The 16,749-nt window shown below is 70.9% G+C and carries 16 protein-coding genes; 6 read left to right on the forward strand and 10 right to left on the reverse strand.

Features of this window, described 5'->3' with window-relative positions:
- Positions 1–133: 133 nt before the first annotated feature.
- Positions 134–817 (reverse strand): Bax inhibitor-1/YccA family protein, encoded by a 684-nt coding sequence (locus tag ACG02S_RS18625; RefSeq protein ID WP_394471983.1) that lies wholly within the window; start codon positions 815–817, stop codon positions 134–136.
- A gap of 107 nt (positions 818–924) precedes the next feature.
- On the opposite strand from ACG02S_RS18625, the gene ACG02S_RS18630 reads away from it, so the two are divergent.
- A complete protein-coding gene (locus ACG02S_RS18630) occupies positions 925–1,821 on the forward strand; it encodes a LysR family transcriptional regulator (protein WP_394471984.1) in 897 nt (298 codons plus the stop codon).
- Positions 1,822–1,827: 6 nt separating this feature from the next.
- On the opposite strand, the gene ACG02S_RS18635 is transcribed toward ACG02S_RS18630, so the two are convergent.
- From ACG02S_RS18635 to ACG02S_RS18665, 7 genes are all read right to left on the reverse strand, one after another.
- Positions 1,828–2,934: an ABC transporter ATP-binding protein gene (locus ACG02S_RS18635; protein ID WP_394471985.1), complete on the reverse strand. Its 1,107-nt coding sequence runs from the start codon at positions 2,932–2,934 to the stop codon at positions 1,828–1,830.
- Between the two features lie 2 nt (positions 2,935–2,936).
- A complete protein-coding gene (locus tag ACG02S_RS18640) occupies positions 2,937–3,746 on the reverse strand; it encodes a carbohydrate ABC transporter permease (protein ID WP_394471986.1) in 810 nt (269 codons plus the stop codon).
- Positions 3,743–4,606, reverse strand: coding sequence for a carbohydrate ABC transporter permease (locus tag ACG02S_RS18645; protein WP_394471987.1), 864 nt, complete (start codon positions 4,604–4,606; stop codon positions 3,743–3,745). The genes ACG02S_RS18640 and ACG02S_RS18645 overlap by 4 nt, the downstream gene beginning before the upstream one ends.
- On the reverse strand, positions 4,606–5,817 hold the full coding sequence (locus ACG02S_RS18650; RefSeq protein ID WP_394471988.1) for an ABC transporter substrate-binding protein: 1,212 nt from the start codon (positions 5,815–5,817) through the stop codon (positions 4,606–4,608). The genes ACG02S_RS18645 and ACG02S_RS18650 overlap by 1 nt, the downstream gene beginning before the upstream one ends.
- Complete coding sequence (locus ACG02S_RS18655; RefSeq protein ID WP_394471989.1) at positions 5,814–7,970, reverse strand: family 20 glycosylhydrolase; 2,157 nt, start codon at positions 7,968–7,970, stop codon at positions 5,814–5,816. Before ACG02S_RS18655 ends, ACG02S_RS18650 begins: the two co-directional genes overlap by 4 nt.
- 126 nt (positions 7,971–8,096) lie before the next feature.
- Positions 8,097–8,492: a RidA family protein gene (locus ACG02S_RS18660; RefSeq protein WP_394471990.1), complete on the reverse strand. Its 396-nt coding sequence runs from the start codon at positions 8,490–8,492 to the stop codon at positions 8,097–8,099.
- 83 nt (positions 8,493–8,575) lie between these two features.
- A complete protein-coding gene (locus ACG02S_RS18665) occupies positions 8,576–9,334 on the reverse strand; it encodes a carbonic anhydrase (RefSeq protein WP_394471991.1) in 759 nt (252 codons plus the stop codon).
- 159 nt (positions 9,335–9,493) lie between these two features.
- On the opposite strand from ACG02S_RS18665, the gene ACG02S_RS18670 reads away from it, so the two are divergent.
- The 3 genes from ACG02S_RS18670 to ACG02S_RS18680 all read left to right on the forward strand — a co-directional run bounded on the left by ACG02S_RS18670 (position 9,494) and on the right by ACG02S_RS18680 (position 12,888).
- Complete coding sequence (locus ACG02S_RS18670) at positions 9,494–10,771, forward strand: alanine racemase (protein WP_394471992.1); 1,278 nt, start codon at positions 9,494–9,496, stop codon at positions 10,769–10,771.
- A complete protein-coding gene (locus tag ACG02S_RS18675; protein WP_394471993.1) occupies positions 10,771–12,192 on the forward strand; it encodes an N-acyl-D-amino-acid deacylase family protein in 1,422 nt (473 codons plus the stop codon). The genes ACG02S_RS18670 and ACG02S_RS18675 overlap by 1 nt, the downstream gene beginning before the upstream one ends.
- Positions 12,193–12,378: 186 nt before the next feature.
- Positions 12,379–12,888, forward strand: coding sequence for a DUF1993 domain-containing protein (locus tag ACG02S_RS18680; RefSeq protein ID WP_394471994.1), 510 nt, complete (start codon positions 12,379–12,381; stop codon positions 12,886–12,888).
- Positions 12,889–13,115: 227 nt separating this feature from the next.
- Here ACG02S_RS18680 and ACG02S_RS18685 read toward each other — a convergent pair whose 3' ends face one another.
- Entirely contained in the window at positions 13,116–14,033 is a 918-nt protein-coding gene (locus tag ACG02S_RS18685) for a LysR family transcriptional regulator (RefSeq protein ID WP_394471995.1), read from the reverse strand.
- 102 nt (positions 14,034–14,135) lie between these two features.
- Between ACG02S_RS18685 and ACG02S_RS18690 the strand changes: the two genes are divergently transcribed.
- Both ACG02S_RS18690 and ACG02S_RS18695 read left to right on the forward strand, forming a co-directional pair.
- Entirely contained in the window at positions 14,136–14,462 is a 327-nt protein-coding gene (locus tag ACG02S_RS18690) for a nuclear transport factor 2 family protein (protein ID WP_394471996.1), read from the forward strand.
- Entirely contained in the window at positions 14,459–15,241 is a 783-nt protein-coding gene (locus ACG02S_RS18695; RefSeq protein WP_394471997.1) for an SDR family oxidoreductase, read from the forward strand. The genes ACG02S_RS18690 and ACG02S_RS18695 overlap by 4 nt, the downstream gene beginning before the upstream one ends.
- Before the next feature lie 53 nt (positions 15,242–15,294).
- On the opposite strand, the gene ACG02S_RS18700 is transcribed toward ACG02S_RS18695, so the two are convergent.
- A complete protein-coding gene (locus ACG02S_RS18700) occupies positions 15,295–16,677 on the reverse strand; it encodes a sensor histidine kinase (protein ID WP_394471998.1) in 1,383 nt (460 codons plus the stop codon).
- Between the last annotated feature and the right edge of the window lie 72 nt (positions 16,678–16,749).

A 16,749-nucleotide genomic window follows, 5' to 3' on the forward strand; every position in this document is an offset into this window, starting at 1 on the left:
GGCCGCCCCAAGCCGGCCCGTCAGGCGATGTGCTTGCGGCTTGATGCCGCAAGCATCGCCATCCCCTCGGGGGATCGACCAGTCACACCCGTGTCCAGCGCGGCGGGACTGGGCGAGGGGATCACGTTTCACTTCAGTCGTTCGAGCTGCTGTAGCCGAACAGGCTGAGCAGGCTGGTGAACAAGTTGAAGATCGACACGAACAGGCTGACCGTAGCCAGCACGTAGTTGGTCTCACCGCCGTTCACGATTTGCTGCGTCTCGTACATGATCAAGCCAGCCGACAACAGGGCCACCACGGCCGAGACGGTCAGCGCCAGCGCGGGGATCTGAAAGAAAACCGCCGCGAGTCCGGCCAGCACGGCAACGATCATGCCAGCGAACAGGAAGCCGCCCATCCACGACAGGTCGCGCTTGGTCGTCGTCGCGTAGGCGGACAGCGCCAGGAACACGGCACCGGTGGCGCCCAGCGCCAGCATGACGGTCTGGCCACCGGTGGGCAGGCTCAGCGTGCGGGTCAGCAACGGGCCCAGCGTCCAGCCCATGAAGCCGGTCAGCGCGAACACGAGGCCGACGGCCGCGCCGCTGTTCTTCAGCTTGTGGATGCCGAACAGCAGACCGAAATAGACGACCAGCGTCAGGATGAGGCCCGGCGCCGGCAGGCTGAAGGCCACGGCGGCACCCGCGACGGCGGCGCTGAACAACAGCGTCATCGACAGCAGGGCGTAGGTGTTGCGCAGCACGCGATGGGCAGTGCCGCGATCGACCGCGGTGCCATAAGGCATCGGGATGGCGACGGAGCGGGAACGGTCTTGCATGGCAAACCTCCAAGGGAATGAAACGGGTTGCAGACTAGCCAACGACAGTCGCTAAAAAAAGCAGAGAATCGAGAAGGGAAACTTCTTAAAAACATTGGGAACGCGCCGTGAGCATGAGCTTCAGCTACCGTCATCTGTACTACTTCTGGGCCGTGGCCAAGGAGGGCGGGCTGACGCGGGCGGCCGAGCGACTGGGGCTGTCGGTGCAGACGGTGTCCACCCAGGTGCGCGAGCTGGAGCAGTCGCTGGGTGCGGCGCTGCTGAAGCCGGCCGGCCGCGGCCTGACGCTGACGGACGCGGGCCAGGCAGCGCTGGAGGTGGCCGAGCAGATATTCGTGCTGGGCGAGACGCTGGCGGAGCGCGTGCACGAGGCCTCCACCGCGCCGGCGGTGCGGCTGGCCGTCGGCATCTCCGACGGGCTGCCCAAGCTGGTCGTGCAGCGCCTGCTGCAACCCATCATCGATACACCGCACCTGCGCCTGCTGTGCCACGAGGACGAGTTCGACGACCTGCTGGGTGACCTGGCGCTCCACCGACTGGACGTGGTGCTGGCCGACCGGCCCGCACCGCCCAACCCCAACCTGCGCGTCTACAGCCATGCACTGGGCAGCTCGCCGATGGCCTGGTTCGCCGCGCCACGCTGGGCCGAGGCGGCGATGCGCGACTTCCCCGCGTCGCTGGCCGACGTGCCGCTGCTGCTGCCCACCGACCATGCGGCCGTCCGCATGCGGCTGGACCAATGGCTGGAGCGCCACGGCGTGCGCGCCCGCGTGGCGGGCGAGTTCGAGGACAGTGCGCTGCTGGCCGAGTTCGGCGCGGCCGGCATGGGCGTGTTCCCGGCAGCCGCGTTGATGAGCGACAAGCTGGTGCAGCGCGACGGCCTGGTGCGCGTGGGCGACTGCACCGGCGTAGAAGAGGCGTTCTACGCCGTGGGAACCGACAAGAAGATCGTCCACCCGCTGGTCAGCCGGCTGCTGCCGCAGCCCGCCGACGCGTCGGACTGACGGCAGCTACAGCCGCTCGCCCGTCTCCTCGTCGAACACCAGCAGCCCCTCGGCCGGCAGGCCCAAGTCCACCGCATCGCCCGGCTTCAGGTCGGGCCACCCCGCGCAGCGCCAGTGCAGGCGGTGCTCGCCGAGCTGCAGCTGCACCAGGCTGTCCACGCCGGTGGGCTCCACCAGCAGCACCGGCGCGCGCAGGTGCAGGCAGGTGTCGCTGCCCTGTCCCGCGCGCAGCGACTCGGCGCGCCAAGCCAGCAGCAGCGGCCGGCCCAGCAGGCGCGGCCGCGGTGGCAGCAGCGGTAACGGCACGTGCCAGCTCAGCGGCGCGAGGCCGCGCGTCAGCAGCGTGAGCTCGCCCTCGGGCTCCAGCCGTGCCGGCAGCAGGTTCATCGCTGGGCTGGACAGGAACTGCGCGACGAACAGGTTGGCCGGCTGCTGGTAGACCTGCTGCGGCGTGCCCAGCTGCTGCAGCCGGCCGGCCTTCAGCACGGCGATGCGCTGGCCCAGCGTCATCGCCTCGGTCTGGTCGTGCGTCACGTAGACGGCGCTGCGGCCCAGGCGCTGGTGCAGCAGCTTGATCTCGCTGCGCATCTCGGTCCGCAGCTGCGCGTCGAGGTTGGACAGCGGCTCGTCGAACAGGAACAGCCGCGGCTGGCGCGCCAGCGCCCGCCCCATCGCGACGCGCTGCCGCTGGCCGCCGGACAGCTGCGCCGGCTTGCGGCTCAGCAGGCGCTCCAGCTGCAGCATGCGCGCCACCTCCTGCACGCGCTCGTCGCGCTTCGCGCGCGGCCAGCCCTGCATCTCCAGGCCGAAGCCGATGTTCTCGGCCACGCTCATGTGCGGGTACAGCGCGTAGTTCTGGAACACCATCGCGATGTCGCGCTCGCGCGGGCTCAAGTGCTCGATGCGTCGGCCGTCCAGGTGGATCTCGCCGGCGTCCAACGGCTGTAGCCCCGCCACCACGCCCAGCAGCGACGACTTGCCGCAGCCCGACGGGCCCACCAGGATCAGCATCTCGCCGGCATCCAACTCCAGCGTCACGTCGTCCAGGATGGTGTGCGCGCCCACGCGGCGCGTGAGGCCGCGAATCGTCAATCCCGTCGCTTTCTCAACCATCGTCATCCCTTGACTGCGCCCGCCACCAGGCCACGCGTGAAGTGCCGGCCGGCCAGCAGGTAGACCACCAGCGTGGGCGCCGCCGCCAGCAGCGCCGCGGCCATCTCCAGCGGGTAGGCGCGCGCACCGGTCTCAGTCTGCGCGCTCAGCTGCGCCAGCGCTGCCGTGATAGGGCGTGCGCCGTCGGGCCCGAACACCAGGCCGAACAGGTACTCGTTCCAGATCGTTGTGAACTGCAGGATCAGCACGACCACGAAGATGGGCTTGGACAGCGGCAGCACCACGCGCCACAGCAGCCGCCAGAAGCCCGCGCCGTCCAGCCGCGCGGCCTGCAGCAGCTCATCCGGGAAGGCCAGAAAGTGGTTGCGGAAGAACAGCGCCAGCGGCAGGCTGTAGATGACGTGGATGGCGATCAGCAGCGGCAGCGAACGCTCCAGGCCGAGCCGCGCCATCGTGATGGCCAGCGGCAGCAGGTAGACCTTGATCGGCAGGAAGAACGCCAGCACCAGCGCCAGCCCCACCCAGCGCTCGCCGCGGAAGCGGACCTTGCACAGCACGAAGCCGTTCACCGCCGCGAAGCCCGCGGACAGCAGCACGGCCGGTACCGCCAGCATCAGGCTGGCGCCGAAGCTGCCCGACAGCTGCGCCCAGGCCTGGCGCCAGGCTGCGACGCTGGGATCGCGCGGCAGCGCGAGGAAGCCGCCCTGCACTTCGGCGCTGCTCTTCAGGCTGTTCAGCAGCATCAGCAGCAGCGGCAGCGCGATCAGCAGCGCGGCCAGCGCGGCCAGCAGGTAGAGGCCGGCGCGTTTCATGCCGCGGCCTTGCGTGATCGCACGATCAGGTAGGGGAGTGCAATCGACAACAACATCATCACCAGCACCATTGCGCTGGCTGCACCGAGGCCCAGGCGGCTGCGCTCGAAGGCCATCTGGAACATGTAGAACGCCGGCAGCTCGCTGGCCTGGCCGGGGCCGCCCTCGGTCAGCACGACGACCAGGTCAAAGGTCTTGATGGCCGCCGGCAGCAGCACCAGCAACGCGGAGGCAAGGCTGGGCCCCAGCTGCGGCAGGATCACGCGGCGCAGCAGCGTGAAGCCCTGCGCGCCGTCCAGCCTCGCGGCCTGCAGCATGGCGTCGTCAATGCCGCGCAGTCCGGCCAGAAACAGCGCCATGACGAAGCCGGTGATCTGCCACACCGCCGCCACCACCAGCGCGTAGACCGCCATGTCCTCCTGCGCCAGCCAGTCCCAGCGGAAGCTCGTCCAGCCCAAAGCGCGCACGCCTTCGGCAATGCCTTGCTCGGGGTCCATCAGCCAGCGCCACGCGCTGCCGGTGACCACCATGGACAACGCCATCGGGTGCAGCCAGATCCAGCGCAGCAGGCCCTCGCCTCGCAGCTTCTGGTCCAGCAGCAGCGCCAGACCCAAGCCCAGCGCCAGCGGCAGCAGCACGAAGCCGGCACCAAAGCGCAACTGGTTCCACAGCGCGGCCTGCCAGCGCGGGTCCAGCAGCAGGCGCTCGTACTGCTTCAGGCCGACGAACTCGTTGCTGGGCATCAAGCCCGAGCGCGTCAGCGACAGCCAGCCCGTCCACAGCAGGAAGCCGTAGAAGAACACCGCGCCGATCAGCAGCATCGGGATCAGGCAGGCCAGGGCGCTGCGGCGTTCGCTCATCAATCCACCTGCCTCAGCGCCTGCGCAAGACGCGTCTGCGCCTGCTGCACCGTCATGCGCTCGCTGGCCCAGTAGGCGGACAGCACGTCCTTCAAGCCGCCGTGGGCGCTCTCGCCCAGCCTTGCGCTCAGCGCCAGCACCAGTGCGCCCTGCGCCTCGCCGGCGCGGAAGTCTGCCGCCGAACGCTGCGCACAGGCGTTGAAACCGGTCAGGTCGGCATCGCGCCGCACCGGGATGCCGCCCTTGGTGCGCGCCAGCGCCGTGGACACAGCAGGCTGCAGCAGCGCCGCTGCCAGGCGCCGCTGCGCGCCCAGCCGCGCGGCCTGGCCAAAGAACACCAGCCGGTCGAACTCGAAGTAGTGCAGGCCGTGGTTGCCCGGCGCCGTCGTGCAGTCGTAGTCGCGCCCCGGCTGCCAGCCAGCCTTCTGGAACTCGCCGTTGGCCCAGTCGCCAGTGAACTGGAACACCGCACGGCCCTGCAGCAGCAGCGCGGTCGCGCCGGCCCAGTCGCGGCTGACCTGGCCGGCGTCGGTGTAGCTTTTAAGCGACCGGAACTCCTGCAGCAATGCGGCCATGCGCGCGTCCGCCAGCAGTGCCGGGTCGGCCTGCACGAGCGCGCGCTCGAAATAGTCGCGTCCCGCGCGACCCAGCACCACGGCGACGAACAGGCTGAGCTTCTGCCCTGCCGAACTGCCGATGGCCAGCGGCAGCAAGCCTTGGGCGCGCAGCCGCGCGGCCGTGCGATGGAACTCGTCCCAGTCGCGCGGCACGGCCAGACCTTGCGCGCGCAGCAGGCGCAGGTTGCTCCACAGCGTGTTGAGGCGGTGCACGTTCAGCGGCACCGCGGCGGTCGCGCCGCTGGCGTCGCGCAGCTCAGCCGCGATGGCATGCGGCAGCGCGGCGAACTCCGCGTTCACCGCCGCGCCCAGGTCGGCCAGCGGCACGGCCTCGGCCCAGATGCGCAGCGGCTTGTCGGTCTGCGCCAGCGCGGGCGGCTGGCCGCTCAAGAAACGCGCCTTCAGCAACGTGTTGGCGTTGGACGAGCCTGCCACGGCCGTCGCCTTCAGGTCCACGCCGCCGCGCTTCGCTGCCGCGGCCAGTTCGGCCACCATCGCGGCCTCGCTGCCCGAGGTCCAGCCATGCAGCAGCTCCAGGTCGGCGGCGTGGGCGCTGCCGGCCATCAGCAGCGCGGCGATGGCAGCGCGTGTCATGCCAACGCATCCAGCCGGCGCTGCAGCGGCTGCACGAGCGCCGGTAGCATCTCGTCGACCAGTGCGGCAGCCTCGTGCAGGCGCCGCTGCGCAGCAGCACTGGCGCGTGCGGCGTCGGTCCACAGCAACAGCCCCAGCTGGAACAGGCCGGCCAGCACATCCAGCAGCGGCAGCGCCGGTGCCAGGCGCGGCGAGGCAGCCAGCAGCGCCCGCCAGGCCGGCAGCGCTGCGCGGGCCTGCAGCAGCGCCACGCGCCACGCGGCGCCGTCGTCGCCCAGCGCCACCATCAGCGGGCTCTCGGCCGGCAGCGCGTCGGCCAGCCGGTCGAGCGGCTCGCCCTGGTGATAGCGGCCGGCGCGCTTTTTCGCGTGTTGACGGCCGTAGCCCGAGCCGGGCTCCAGCCACAGTGCCAGCGCACGCAGCCTGGCGCGATCGGCAGCGTCGGGGCACAGCGCCGACCACAGGACCGCCGCCGGGTCGGCCTCGATGCGCCCGGTCGCTACCAGCCAGCGCTGTGCGGCAGCCAGTCGAGCGTCGAGGTCCCTCTCGTCGGCTGGGTCGCTCCACAAACGCTCGGCCACGGCGAGTGCGCGCGGCCAGCAGCGCAGCCCCAGCTGCGGCGCCTCCACCAGTTCGGCCCACAGCGCCGCCTCCCCGCCCAGCAGCGGCGCGGGCGAGACGGGCTCGGCGGCCGGCCAGTGCGGCACAGCGCCGTGCAGCGGCCGCCAGTCGCAGCGCTGGCGCAGCGCACCCAACCGCATCCAGCCCGTGTCGCCGTCGGTCGCCCCCCAGAACTCCAGCTCGCCGAGGTCGCTGTCGCAGCGCAATCGCCAGGGTGCCAAGCCATCGGCAACGCAGTGCGGCGCCAGCCATTCGTCCAGCGTGCCGGTGCTGCGCAAATGCAGCCTCGCCTGGCCGCCAGCCAGCCACAGCCGGCCCTGCACGGTCCACGCGCCCACCTGGGCCTGGAGGTCCCAAGCCCGCACGTCGGCAGCGGGTGCATCGGGCCGCGCGGGCACACGCAACGGGCGCCGCCAGTGATAGGCCGCCGGATGGATTTGGTCCAGATAGAAGCCGGCGCTGCGCAGGCGGCCGCCAAGGCCCTGGGGCGCCAGACGCAAGGCTTCGCCGCCGCGCCAGCACTGCAGCAGGCTGCCCGGCGGCAGCGCGCCGGCCTGGCCCATCTCGTCCCATGCCACCAGGCGGCGGCCGTGGCGGCGCAGCAGCGAACCGACCTGCGTCATGTAGCGCGCCTGCAGCGCCGCCACGTCGCAGCCGCGCTGCGCGGCCAGCGCGGCCCAGGCCGCCGGCGCAAGCTCGTCCCCGCCGAGGTGGATGAAGCGGTCCGGGAACACCTCGGCCCATTCCGCCAGCATGCCGTCCAGCCACGCGTACAGCGCCTCGGCATCCGGGTCGACCGCAGCGCCAAACACGCCGAAGCCGCGCTGCGCCTCGCGCGCGGCCGGCGCACAGATGAGGTCGGGCCGCGCCAGGCCCAGCGCCCAGCAGTGGCCGGGCAGATCCAGCTCGGGCACCACGCGGATGCCGCGCACCGCGGCCTCGTGCACGAGTCGCCGTGCCTGGTCCAGCGTGTAGAAGCAGCCGTCGCTGCCGCGCTGATGCAGCCGCGGCTCGAAACGCGACTCCAGACGCCACGCCTGGTCGTCGGTCAGGTGCCAGTGCAGCACGTTCAGCCGCGCGGCGGCCATGCCGTCCAGCAGTTGCAGCAGTGCGTCGAACGGCAGCCCGCGCCGCGCCACGTCCACCAGCAGGCCACGCCAGGGGTGGCGGGGCCCGTCGTCGATCTGCAGCGCCGGCAGCGCGTCCAGCCCCGACTCGCGCGCCGCGTGCCACAGCTGCGACAGCGCGTGCAGGCCGTGGCTGACGCCCGCCGGCGTCGCGGCCTGGATGCGCACGACGTCGACCGTCAGCCGCAGGCGGAAGGACTCGTCGTCGCCCAGCTGCGGCAGGCGCGGCGCCAGGTCGGGCAGCACCAGGCGGGCCGCGCCGCCGCCGTCTGAGGCGGGCAGCAGCGCGCGCAGCGCCGCTGGTACATCGCGCAGGCCGGCCGCGGCCGGGCCGGGGCCGGGCAGCGGGGTCAGGGCTTGCGGCTGGGGCAGCAGCGCCGCGGTGATGGCCGAAACAGAGGGCATGCAGCGATCTTGCGCTGGCTCGGCTACGGGCCACCTCAAGCCCATCTGAAGGTTGTCTCAAGAGGGGCGCGGACACTGCTCCCGCACGCCGGCCGTCGCCCTGCCGACCGGGCCGGGCGCGTCAGGTCAGGTCAGTGGCCGGTACGCCACCACGTCGATCTCGACCTTGGCCGGGATCATCAGCCGCGACTCCACGGTGGAGCGCGCCGGCTTACCGCCGGGGAAGTAGCCCAGGTAGACGCGGTTGAACGCGCCGAAGTCGCGCGCGTCCTCCAGCCACACGTTCACCTTGCACACGTCGGCCAGCGTCGAGCCGGCCAGCGCCAGCGCGGCTTCGAGGTGGGCAAACACCTGGCGCGTCTGCGCTTCGATGCCGCCCTCCACGATGTGGCCTTGCGCATCCACCGGCACCTGGCCGGAGACGTAGACGAAGTCGCCCGCGCGCACGGCGGGGGACAGCGGGCGGGGCTGGCGGTCGCTGGCCGTGGGCTCGGCGCCGAGGAAGACAAGAGCGGAAGTCATGCGCGGCAGTCTGTGGTCACCTTGCGCCGCACGCAAGAGCGCCCTTTGGATGGTCTTCAGACAGCGCCGCCCGACGTGGCGGCTTACTGCGACACGCGCACCACGCGGCCGTTCAGGGGCTGCACGGGCCGGGCATTCGCCGCGTACAGCGCGCGGAAATTGCGGATCGCCGCGGCCGACACCGTGACCGGCTGCTTCAGCACCAGCCAGTGCACGCCTTCCGAGCAGGGCGGCGTGGTCAGCGAGCCTTCGAAATCGTAGTAGCCCCGCCCGGCCGGCAGCAGGGCGGCGACGTCCAGTTGCAGCCCGTCAACGGTCAGCGTCTCGCCGGCATGCGGCGGCAGATGGTCCAGCACCGACTCGAAGCTCGCGTTGGACTTGCCGGGCTGGATGAGCGCAGCCACCACGGCCAGGTGGCCTTCGGCATCGCGGTGCACGAAGTGGGCCACCATGGCCGCCTGCTTGCCCGCCACCCGCTCCTCGCTGGGCGTGTGGAAGTGGAACTGCAGCAGCTCAAAGCGCTGCCCGTCCAGCGTCAGCGTGTTGCCGGGCGGCAGGTTGACCTGCACCGTGTGGCCGTTGTTGACGATGGTCGGTGCCACGCTGCCGTAGCCGAACTGCAGCGCCGGCAGCGCCGCGGGCACGGCGCTGCGGATGTCGATGGGCGACTGCTGCGCACCCCGGGCGCAGGTTTCAAAGCCGGGCTCCAGCGCGCCCCAGTGGGCGGCGCCGTGCAGGCCGCGATAGTCCCAATGCGGGGCGGCGGCCTGTGCGGCATGTGCGGCCGGGGAGCCGAGAAGTGCGAGGAGCACGGAGCAGGCGGCGGCGAGACGAGGCGTCATGGAGCGCGTTCAGGTGGTGAAGAGAACCCCATTGGTGGCAGCCAAGCTGAAGCGAGCCTGAAGGGCCTGCGCCGCGCCGGCCTGTTCACAAGGCAGCAACACAGGCCGCGCCCGCATGCCTTTACAAGCCCTTGAGGCAGCCGCGCGATGATGTCCGGCATGAAGGACACGCATACCTTGGGCCCGTGGTTGAAGGGCTTTCCGCCGCTGCAGGCGCCGCTGCGCCTGGAGGACGTGGCACGGCAAGGCTGGACGCTGCACGGCACGTTGCTGCCGATGCCGCTGGCCGTGATCCGGCAGGCCGCATTGGCGCACAACATCCAGTGGATGCAGGACTTCGCCACGGCGCGCGGCGTGCAGATGGCGCCGCACGGCAAGACGACGATGAGCCCGCAGCTGTTCAAGCGCCAGCTCGATGCCGGCGCCTGGGGGCTGACGTTCGCCAACGTGCACCAGCTGCGCCTGGGCCTGGCCGCCGGCGCGCGGCGCGCGCTGATCGCCAACCAGGTGGTCGCGCACGCCGACCTCGCCCTGCTGCTGGAACTGCGCCGCCGCCATGGCGGCCCGGAGATCGCGTTCTTCGTCGACTCGCAGGCGCAGCTGGACCTGATCGCGTCGCATTGGCAGACGTTGGGCACCGGCGAGGCAAAGCTGGACGTGCTGATCGAACTGGGCACTTCGCGCTGCGGCGTGCGCGACCATGACACGGCGCTGGCGCTGGCACGCGCCTTGACAACGCACCCGGCGCTGCGGCTGCGCGGCGTGGGCTTCTACGAGGGCTTGCAAGTCGTCGGCGAGACCGGGCCCGACGCGGCGCTGATGCAGCAATGGCAGGCGCGTGTCGAAGCGCTGCTGGCCGCCATCGATGCCGAGGGCCTGATCAGCGTGCAGCCGCTGTGGCTCAGCGGCGGCGGCTCGGCGCTTTTCGACCTGGTCGCACCCGTCATCGCCGCGCGGCCAGGCCCGACTCGCCGCATCGGCCTGCTGCGCTCGGGCTGCTATGTCTGCCACGACCATGCGCACTACGGTCGCTACCTGCAGGCGATGGACGCGCGCATGGCCACGCCGCTCGCCGAACCCAGCCTGCAGCCGGCGCTGGAGGTGTGGACGCAGGTGTTGTCGTGCCCCGAGCCGGGCCTGGCGCTGCTGAACGCCGGCCGGCGCGACGTGTCGTTCGACCAGGGCTGGCCGGTGCCTGTGTGGCACGGCCGCGAGGGCCAGCGCGCGAAGGCACCCGCCGGCTGGCAGGTGACCGGGCTGAACGACCAGCACGCCTACTTGCGCTGGGACCCGGCCACGGGCGACGGACCGGCCGTCGGCGAGCGCGTGGCGCTGGGGCCGTCGCACCCCTGCACGACCTTTGACAAGTGGGCGTGGATGGCCGTCGTGGACGAAGACGACCGCGTTGTGGACGCGATCACGACGCAGTTCAGCTGATGCTGCTGCACAGCGCCCTGATCGTCGACGGCAGCGGTGCCGCTGGCTGGCACGGCGACCTGCTGATCGAGGGCGAGCGCATTGCGGCGCTGGGACCGGCGCTGCAGGTCGCGGCCGATGTGCCCAGGCGCGACTGCCGCGGCCTCGTGCTGGCCCCTGGCTTCATCGACGCGCACAGCCACGACGACGCGGCCCTGCTGACCGCGCCGGACATGCGGCCCAAGCTCAGCCAGGGCGTGACGACCGTCGTCACCGGCAACTGCGGCATCTCGCTGGCGCCTCTGGTCACGGCCGACCCGCCGCCGCCGCTGAACTTGCTGGCGCGCGAGCAGTTCCGGCATTCGACGTTCGCCGCCTGGCGCGATGCCGTGGACGCCGCGCGCCCGGCCGTCAACGCGGTGGGCCTGGTGGGTCACACGGCGCTGCGGCTGCGCTGCGTGGCCGACCTCAACCGCCCCGCCACCGCCACCGAGTGCGAGGCCATGGCCGCGCTGCTGGACGAGGCCATGCGCCACGGCGCCGCCGGGCTGTCCTCCGGCACCTTCTATGCGCCGGCCGCTGCCGCGGACGCCGCCGAGCTGCTGGCGCTAGCTCGCGTTGCCGCGCGCCACGGCGGCGTCTACGCGGTACACCTGCGCAACGAGATGGCTGGCGTGCTGGACGCGATCATCGAGGCCGCAGACTGCGCACATGCCGCCGGCCTGCCGCTGGTCATCTCCCACCACAAGTGCGCCGGCCGCGCGCAGTGGGGACACAGCCTGCAGACGCTGGCACTGATCGAACGGCTCAGCGAGCGCCAGGCCCTGGGGCTGGACGTCTACCCCTACCTGGCCGGCTCCACCGTGCTGCGCGAGGACCTGGCCGACGGCCTCACGCCAATACGCCTGACGTGGAGCGAGGCCCACCCCGAGCGCGAGGGTCAGTGGCTGGCCGACATCGCGGCCGAGTGGGCCTGCAACGAACCCGAAGCGGTGGCGCGGCTGCAACCCGGCGGCGCTTGCTATTTCCAGATGCACGCGGACGACGTGGACCGCATCCTGACGCACCCGCTGGCCATGATCGGCTCCGACGGCCTGCCGCACGACCGCTTCCCGCACCCGCGGCTGTGGGGCACCTTCCCGCGCGTGTTGGCTCACTACGGCCGCGAACGCGGGCTGCTGACGCTGGCGCAGGCGGTGCACAAGATGACCGGGCTGACGGCACAACGCTTCGGCCTGAAGGACCGCGGGCTGCTGCGCGCGGGCGCGGCGGCGGATCTGGTGCTGTTTGATGCCGAACAGCTGTCGGACCGCGCCGACTACGGTACACCCGAGCTGCCCGCCGCTGGTCTCACGGCGGTGTGGGTCAACGGCCAGCTCGCCTGGGCCGGCGGTGAGCCCCATGCGCGTGCCGGGCGTGCCCTCTGGCATCGACCGGGGTAGTCCGTCGCTTGGGGTGAGCCTGCAAACCCCAACACGCCATCGGGTGCCCAGCAGCCGCTGCTGCGACAGGCGGCGATGATGCACGCCTGCGAGCGCGGCGCCGCTCCGCCATTCACGCCGCGCGGACTGGCTGCTCCCGGCCGTCTCTCACGCGCCAACTTCCACGCCCCTACCAGGACAACGCCCATGACCTCCACCATGTACACGCAATCGGTTCCCGTCTTCAAGCAAATGCTCAGCGCCATGAAGGCCGTGCTGGCGACGGCTGAAACCCACGCCACCACGCACGCCATCGACCCTGCGGCCTACCTGCAGGCACGGCTCTTCCCCGACATGTTTCCCTTGCTGAAGCAGGTGCAGATCGCAGCGGACTTTGCGCGCGGCGTCAGTGCGCGTCTTGCGGGCGTGGCCGTTCCCGCGAATGACGGACAGGAGCAGACCTTCGCCGACCTGACCGCCCTGCTGGACGACAGCCTGCGCTTCCTGGACAGCCTGCAGCCGGCACAGTTCGACGCCGCCGAAGAGCGCGAGATCGTCTTGCGCCCTGGCACGCCCAAGGAACGGAAGTTCAGCGGCCGCGCCTACCTGGCCCACTACGGATTGCCGCAGTTCTTCTTTCACGCCACCACCGCCTACGCCATCCTGCGCCACAACGGCATCCAGATTGGCAAGAAGGACTACATGGGCGCGTACTGAGCAGGCAACCACGTTCGCCACGACCTAGCGCACGACCTCGCCCCGGCGGGCTCAACGGTGCGGCGCGGACCCCGCCGACTGCGGACGCAATCCGACTGAGCTGGCGCGAGAGCCATCCGGAACTCGCCGGCCGGTGGCTGGCGACATTGCGCTCGACTGGGCGCGCAGCCCGTAGGCTGGGGTGAGCCTTCGGCCCCCAACGCGCAATCCAATGCTCATCGTTGGGTTCAATTCGGCTGCCGCGCTACCAAGTCCTTGTCCAGCAGACAGTCGATAAACGCGCCCAGCAGCGCCGCGCGGTGCTGGCGGTTCGGGTAGTACAGGAACAGCCCCGGGCGTGAGATTGACCAGTCCGAGAGGACCTGGACCAGTTGGCCCTGCGCCAGCAGTTCGGCCACGCCGTCCCGCTCGAAGTGATAGGCGATGCCCAGCCCACTCACCGCAGCGGCGACGCCGATGTCGGCGTGGTTGGTGACGATCGGGCCCTCGACCGCGACCTCAACGCGGCGGCCCCTTTTCTCGAACTCCCAGCGGTAGTGCCGGCCGTCCATCTGCAGTCGCCAGTTGATGCACGCGTGCTGCTGCAGATCAGTGGGCGTCTTGGGCGTGCCACGGCGCGCAAGGTAGTCCGGAGACGCCACGGCCACCATGTCAAGGTCCGGCGTCAGGCGCACGGCGATCATGTCCTTCTCCAGCCGCCCCCCCACACGGATGCCGGCGTCGAACCGGCCTGTGACGATATCGGCCAGCGCATCGTCGACCACCACGTCGAGCACCACGTCTGGATAGGCCTGGTGAAAGCGCGCCAGCCGCGGCCCGATGAGGGTTCTGGCGGCAATGCCGAGCGTGTTGACGCGCAGCGTGCCGGTCACCCGGCCGGTGGCCTCGCTGGCCTCGGCGACGGCGGCATCCATTTCGCGGAACAGCGGCGCAATTCGCTTGTAAAGCCGCTCGCCGCTGGTCGAGGGCGCGACGCTTCGGGTCGTCCGGTTGAGCAGCCGTGCACCGAGCCGGCTCTCGAGCTGCCGGATCGTCTGGCTGAGGGCCGACGGCGACAGGCCCAAGTATTCGGCCGCCCGCGCGAAGCTGGCTCGTTCCACCACCGCAGCGAAAGCCCTCAGCTCCGCATACTCAGACCCGCGCATTATGTAGTTTTTAATGCATAGCTCATCAAGATTCTAGCCTATTCACCAAACACAGGGCGGCGCGCATTCTTTGTTCCGTCTCTCCACTCAACCGACATTCCCATGACCTCCTCCACGCTCCCCGCGCCGGTCGCCGCCTACTTTGCGGCCGAACACAACCCCGAAGCCCTGTCACGTTGCTTCACACCCCACGCCGTCATGAAAGACGACGGCCACCTTCATGAGGGCCGGGAGGCCATCAAGTCCTTCATGGCAGAGGCGTCGGCCAAGTACGGCGCCACCAGCGTGCCAATCACATGCGACCGCGAAGAGGGCGTCGAGGTCGTGCGCGCCAAGGTCAGCGGGAACTTCCCCGGCAGCCCGATAGACCTGTCCTACCGGTTCCGCCTCGAACGCGGTCTGATCGCATCGCTGGAGATCACGGCATGAGCTTCGACCTCCAACTCAAAGGCCAGCGCGCCGTCGTGACCGGTGGCACCAAGGGCCTGGGCGCTGCTCTCGTCACGAGCCTGCATGACGCTGGCGTCGAAGTCATCACGACAGCGCGCTCCGCGCCCGAGCGCCCCGTGGCCGGCGTGACGTACGTGAAGGCCGACCTGACGACCGCAGACGGTGTGACGCAGCTGGCGCAGACGGTCCAGCAGCGCTGGGGCCACGCCGACATCGTGATCCATTCCCTGGGCGGATCGACCGCGCCCCCGGGCGGGTTCGCAGCGCTGGACGACGCGGTGTGGTTCAACGAACTGAACCTGAACCTGATGCCCGCTGTTCGCCTGGACCGGGCGCTGCTGCCGGCCATGCTCGCCAAGGGCGACGGTGTCGTGCTGCACGTGACGTCGATCCAGCGCGCACTGCCGCTGCCGGAGTCAACGACTGCGTACGCGGCGGCGAAGGGCGCCCTGTCCACTTACAGCAAGGCCTTGTCGAGAGAGGTCACGCCCAAGGGGGTTCGCGTGCTGCGCGTCTCGCCCGGCTGGATCGAAACGGAAGCCTCGGTCGCGTTCGCTCAGCGCATGGCGGACCAGGCCGGCACAGACTACGAGGGCGGCAAAAAGATGGTGATGGACTGGCTCGGCGGCATTCCGGTCGGCCGCCCCGCCAAGCCGCAGGAGGTGGCCGACTTCATCACCTTCCTGGTGTCTCCTCGGGCGGCCTCGGTGGCGGGCTCGGAGCACGTCATCGATGGCGGTACGGTGCCCACCGTATAGGCCGCCTCCCTCCCTGCAGCTCGTGGGTCGAATCCAGGCAGGAGCCGCACCCCTCACCCCTGCGCCTGCGGGAACCCCACCCTCGCGGTCAACCCCCGCCCCTCCGCCCCATCCAGCAGCTCAACGCGCGCCCCATGCTGTGCCGCCGCCCGCTCGACGATGGTCAGCCCCAGCCCGCTGCCATGGCCGTGCGCGCCGTTCAGGCGCACGAAGCGCTCGAAGACGCGCTCCCTTAGCTCTGGAGGGATGCCGGGGCCCTGGTCGCTGACGGTCAGCACCACTGCCTCGGCGGCCTCGGCAAGCGTCACGGTCACATGGCCGCCCGGCGGTGAGTACTTGACCGCGTTGTCCACCAGGTTGTCCACCAGGCTGCACAGGGACTCGCGGTTGATCCACAGCGGCAGCTCGTCGGGCGCCACCAACTCCAGTTCGACACCGCGCTGCAGCGCCAGCCCCACGGCCAGCGCGATGCGCTCGCGCACCAGGTCAACCAGGTCGTGGCGCACCTTGCTGAGGTCCAGCGTGTCGGCGCCCGAGCGCGCCAGCGCCAGCAGCTGGTGCACCGTGTGCGTGGCGCGCTGCACGCCCAGGCGCAGGCGCTCCTTGGCTTCGTCGCGGGCGCGTGGGTCGGCCTGGTCCAGCCCTTCCGCGCCCAGCTGGATGACGGCCAGCGGCGTCTTCAGCTCGTGGGCCGCGTCGGCCAGGAACTCGTGCTCGCGGTCCAGCCGCTGCTGCAGCCGCGCCATCAGCGAGTTGACGGCGTTCACCAGCGGAGCCAGCTCCACATAACGCGTGGCGGGCAGCGGCGTCAGGTCTTGCGCGGAGCGGGCCGAGATGGTGGCGCCCATGCGCTTGAGCGGCGCGAACCCGAGCCGAAACAGCAGCCACAGCGGCAGCGCCAGCAGCGGCAACCCGTACAGCAGCGGGCGGGCGTAGTAGCTCAGGCCCGCCAGGCTGAAGTGCCAGTCCCCGGGCCGCTCCTGCCAGCGCCGCACGACGAGTGCGCGCGCGTCATCGCGCACCTCGGCGTACAGCCAGCGCTCGTCTTCACCCGGCGCTGTTTCCTGCGGCAGCACGCGGTCGCGACCGGTCAGGTCGGGCTGCAGGTCGGACAGCACCTCGCCGCGGCGCAGCACCTGCAGCACGCGGAACGGTGTGCGGTGGCCCTTGAGCCGCCACTCGCGCTCGCGCATGCCTTCCAGCGCCTGCAACGCGTCGTGCAGCTGGCGCGCGTCGGCGTGCGTGTCGCGCGCACCCTCCAGCGCCAGCTCGGCCCACAGCAGGTTCTCGGCCTGGCCGTTCCTGACCTGCAGCACGCGGATGTCGATCAGCTCGCGCGCGACGAGGAAGATCCAGCACAGGAACAGCACCGCGAACACGGCACCCAGGCTGCGGCGGAACAGCGAGCGCGGCGCTGGGCTGGCGTCAGCCGTCATGTCGATGACGCTGGTGCATTGGGGGCCGAGCGCCGCGCCGCCCCCAAGCCGGCCCGTCTGGCGATGCGCTTG

Source organism: Pelomonas dachongensis, assembly GCF_043555865.1.
GTDB lineage: Bacteria > Pseudomonadota > Gammaproteobacteria > Burkholderiales > Burkholderiaceae_C > Pelomonas > Pelomonas dachongensis.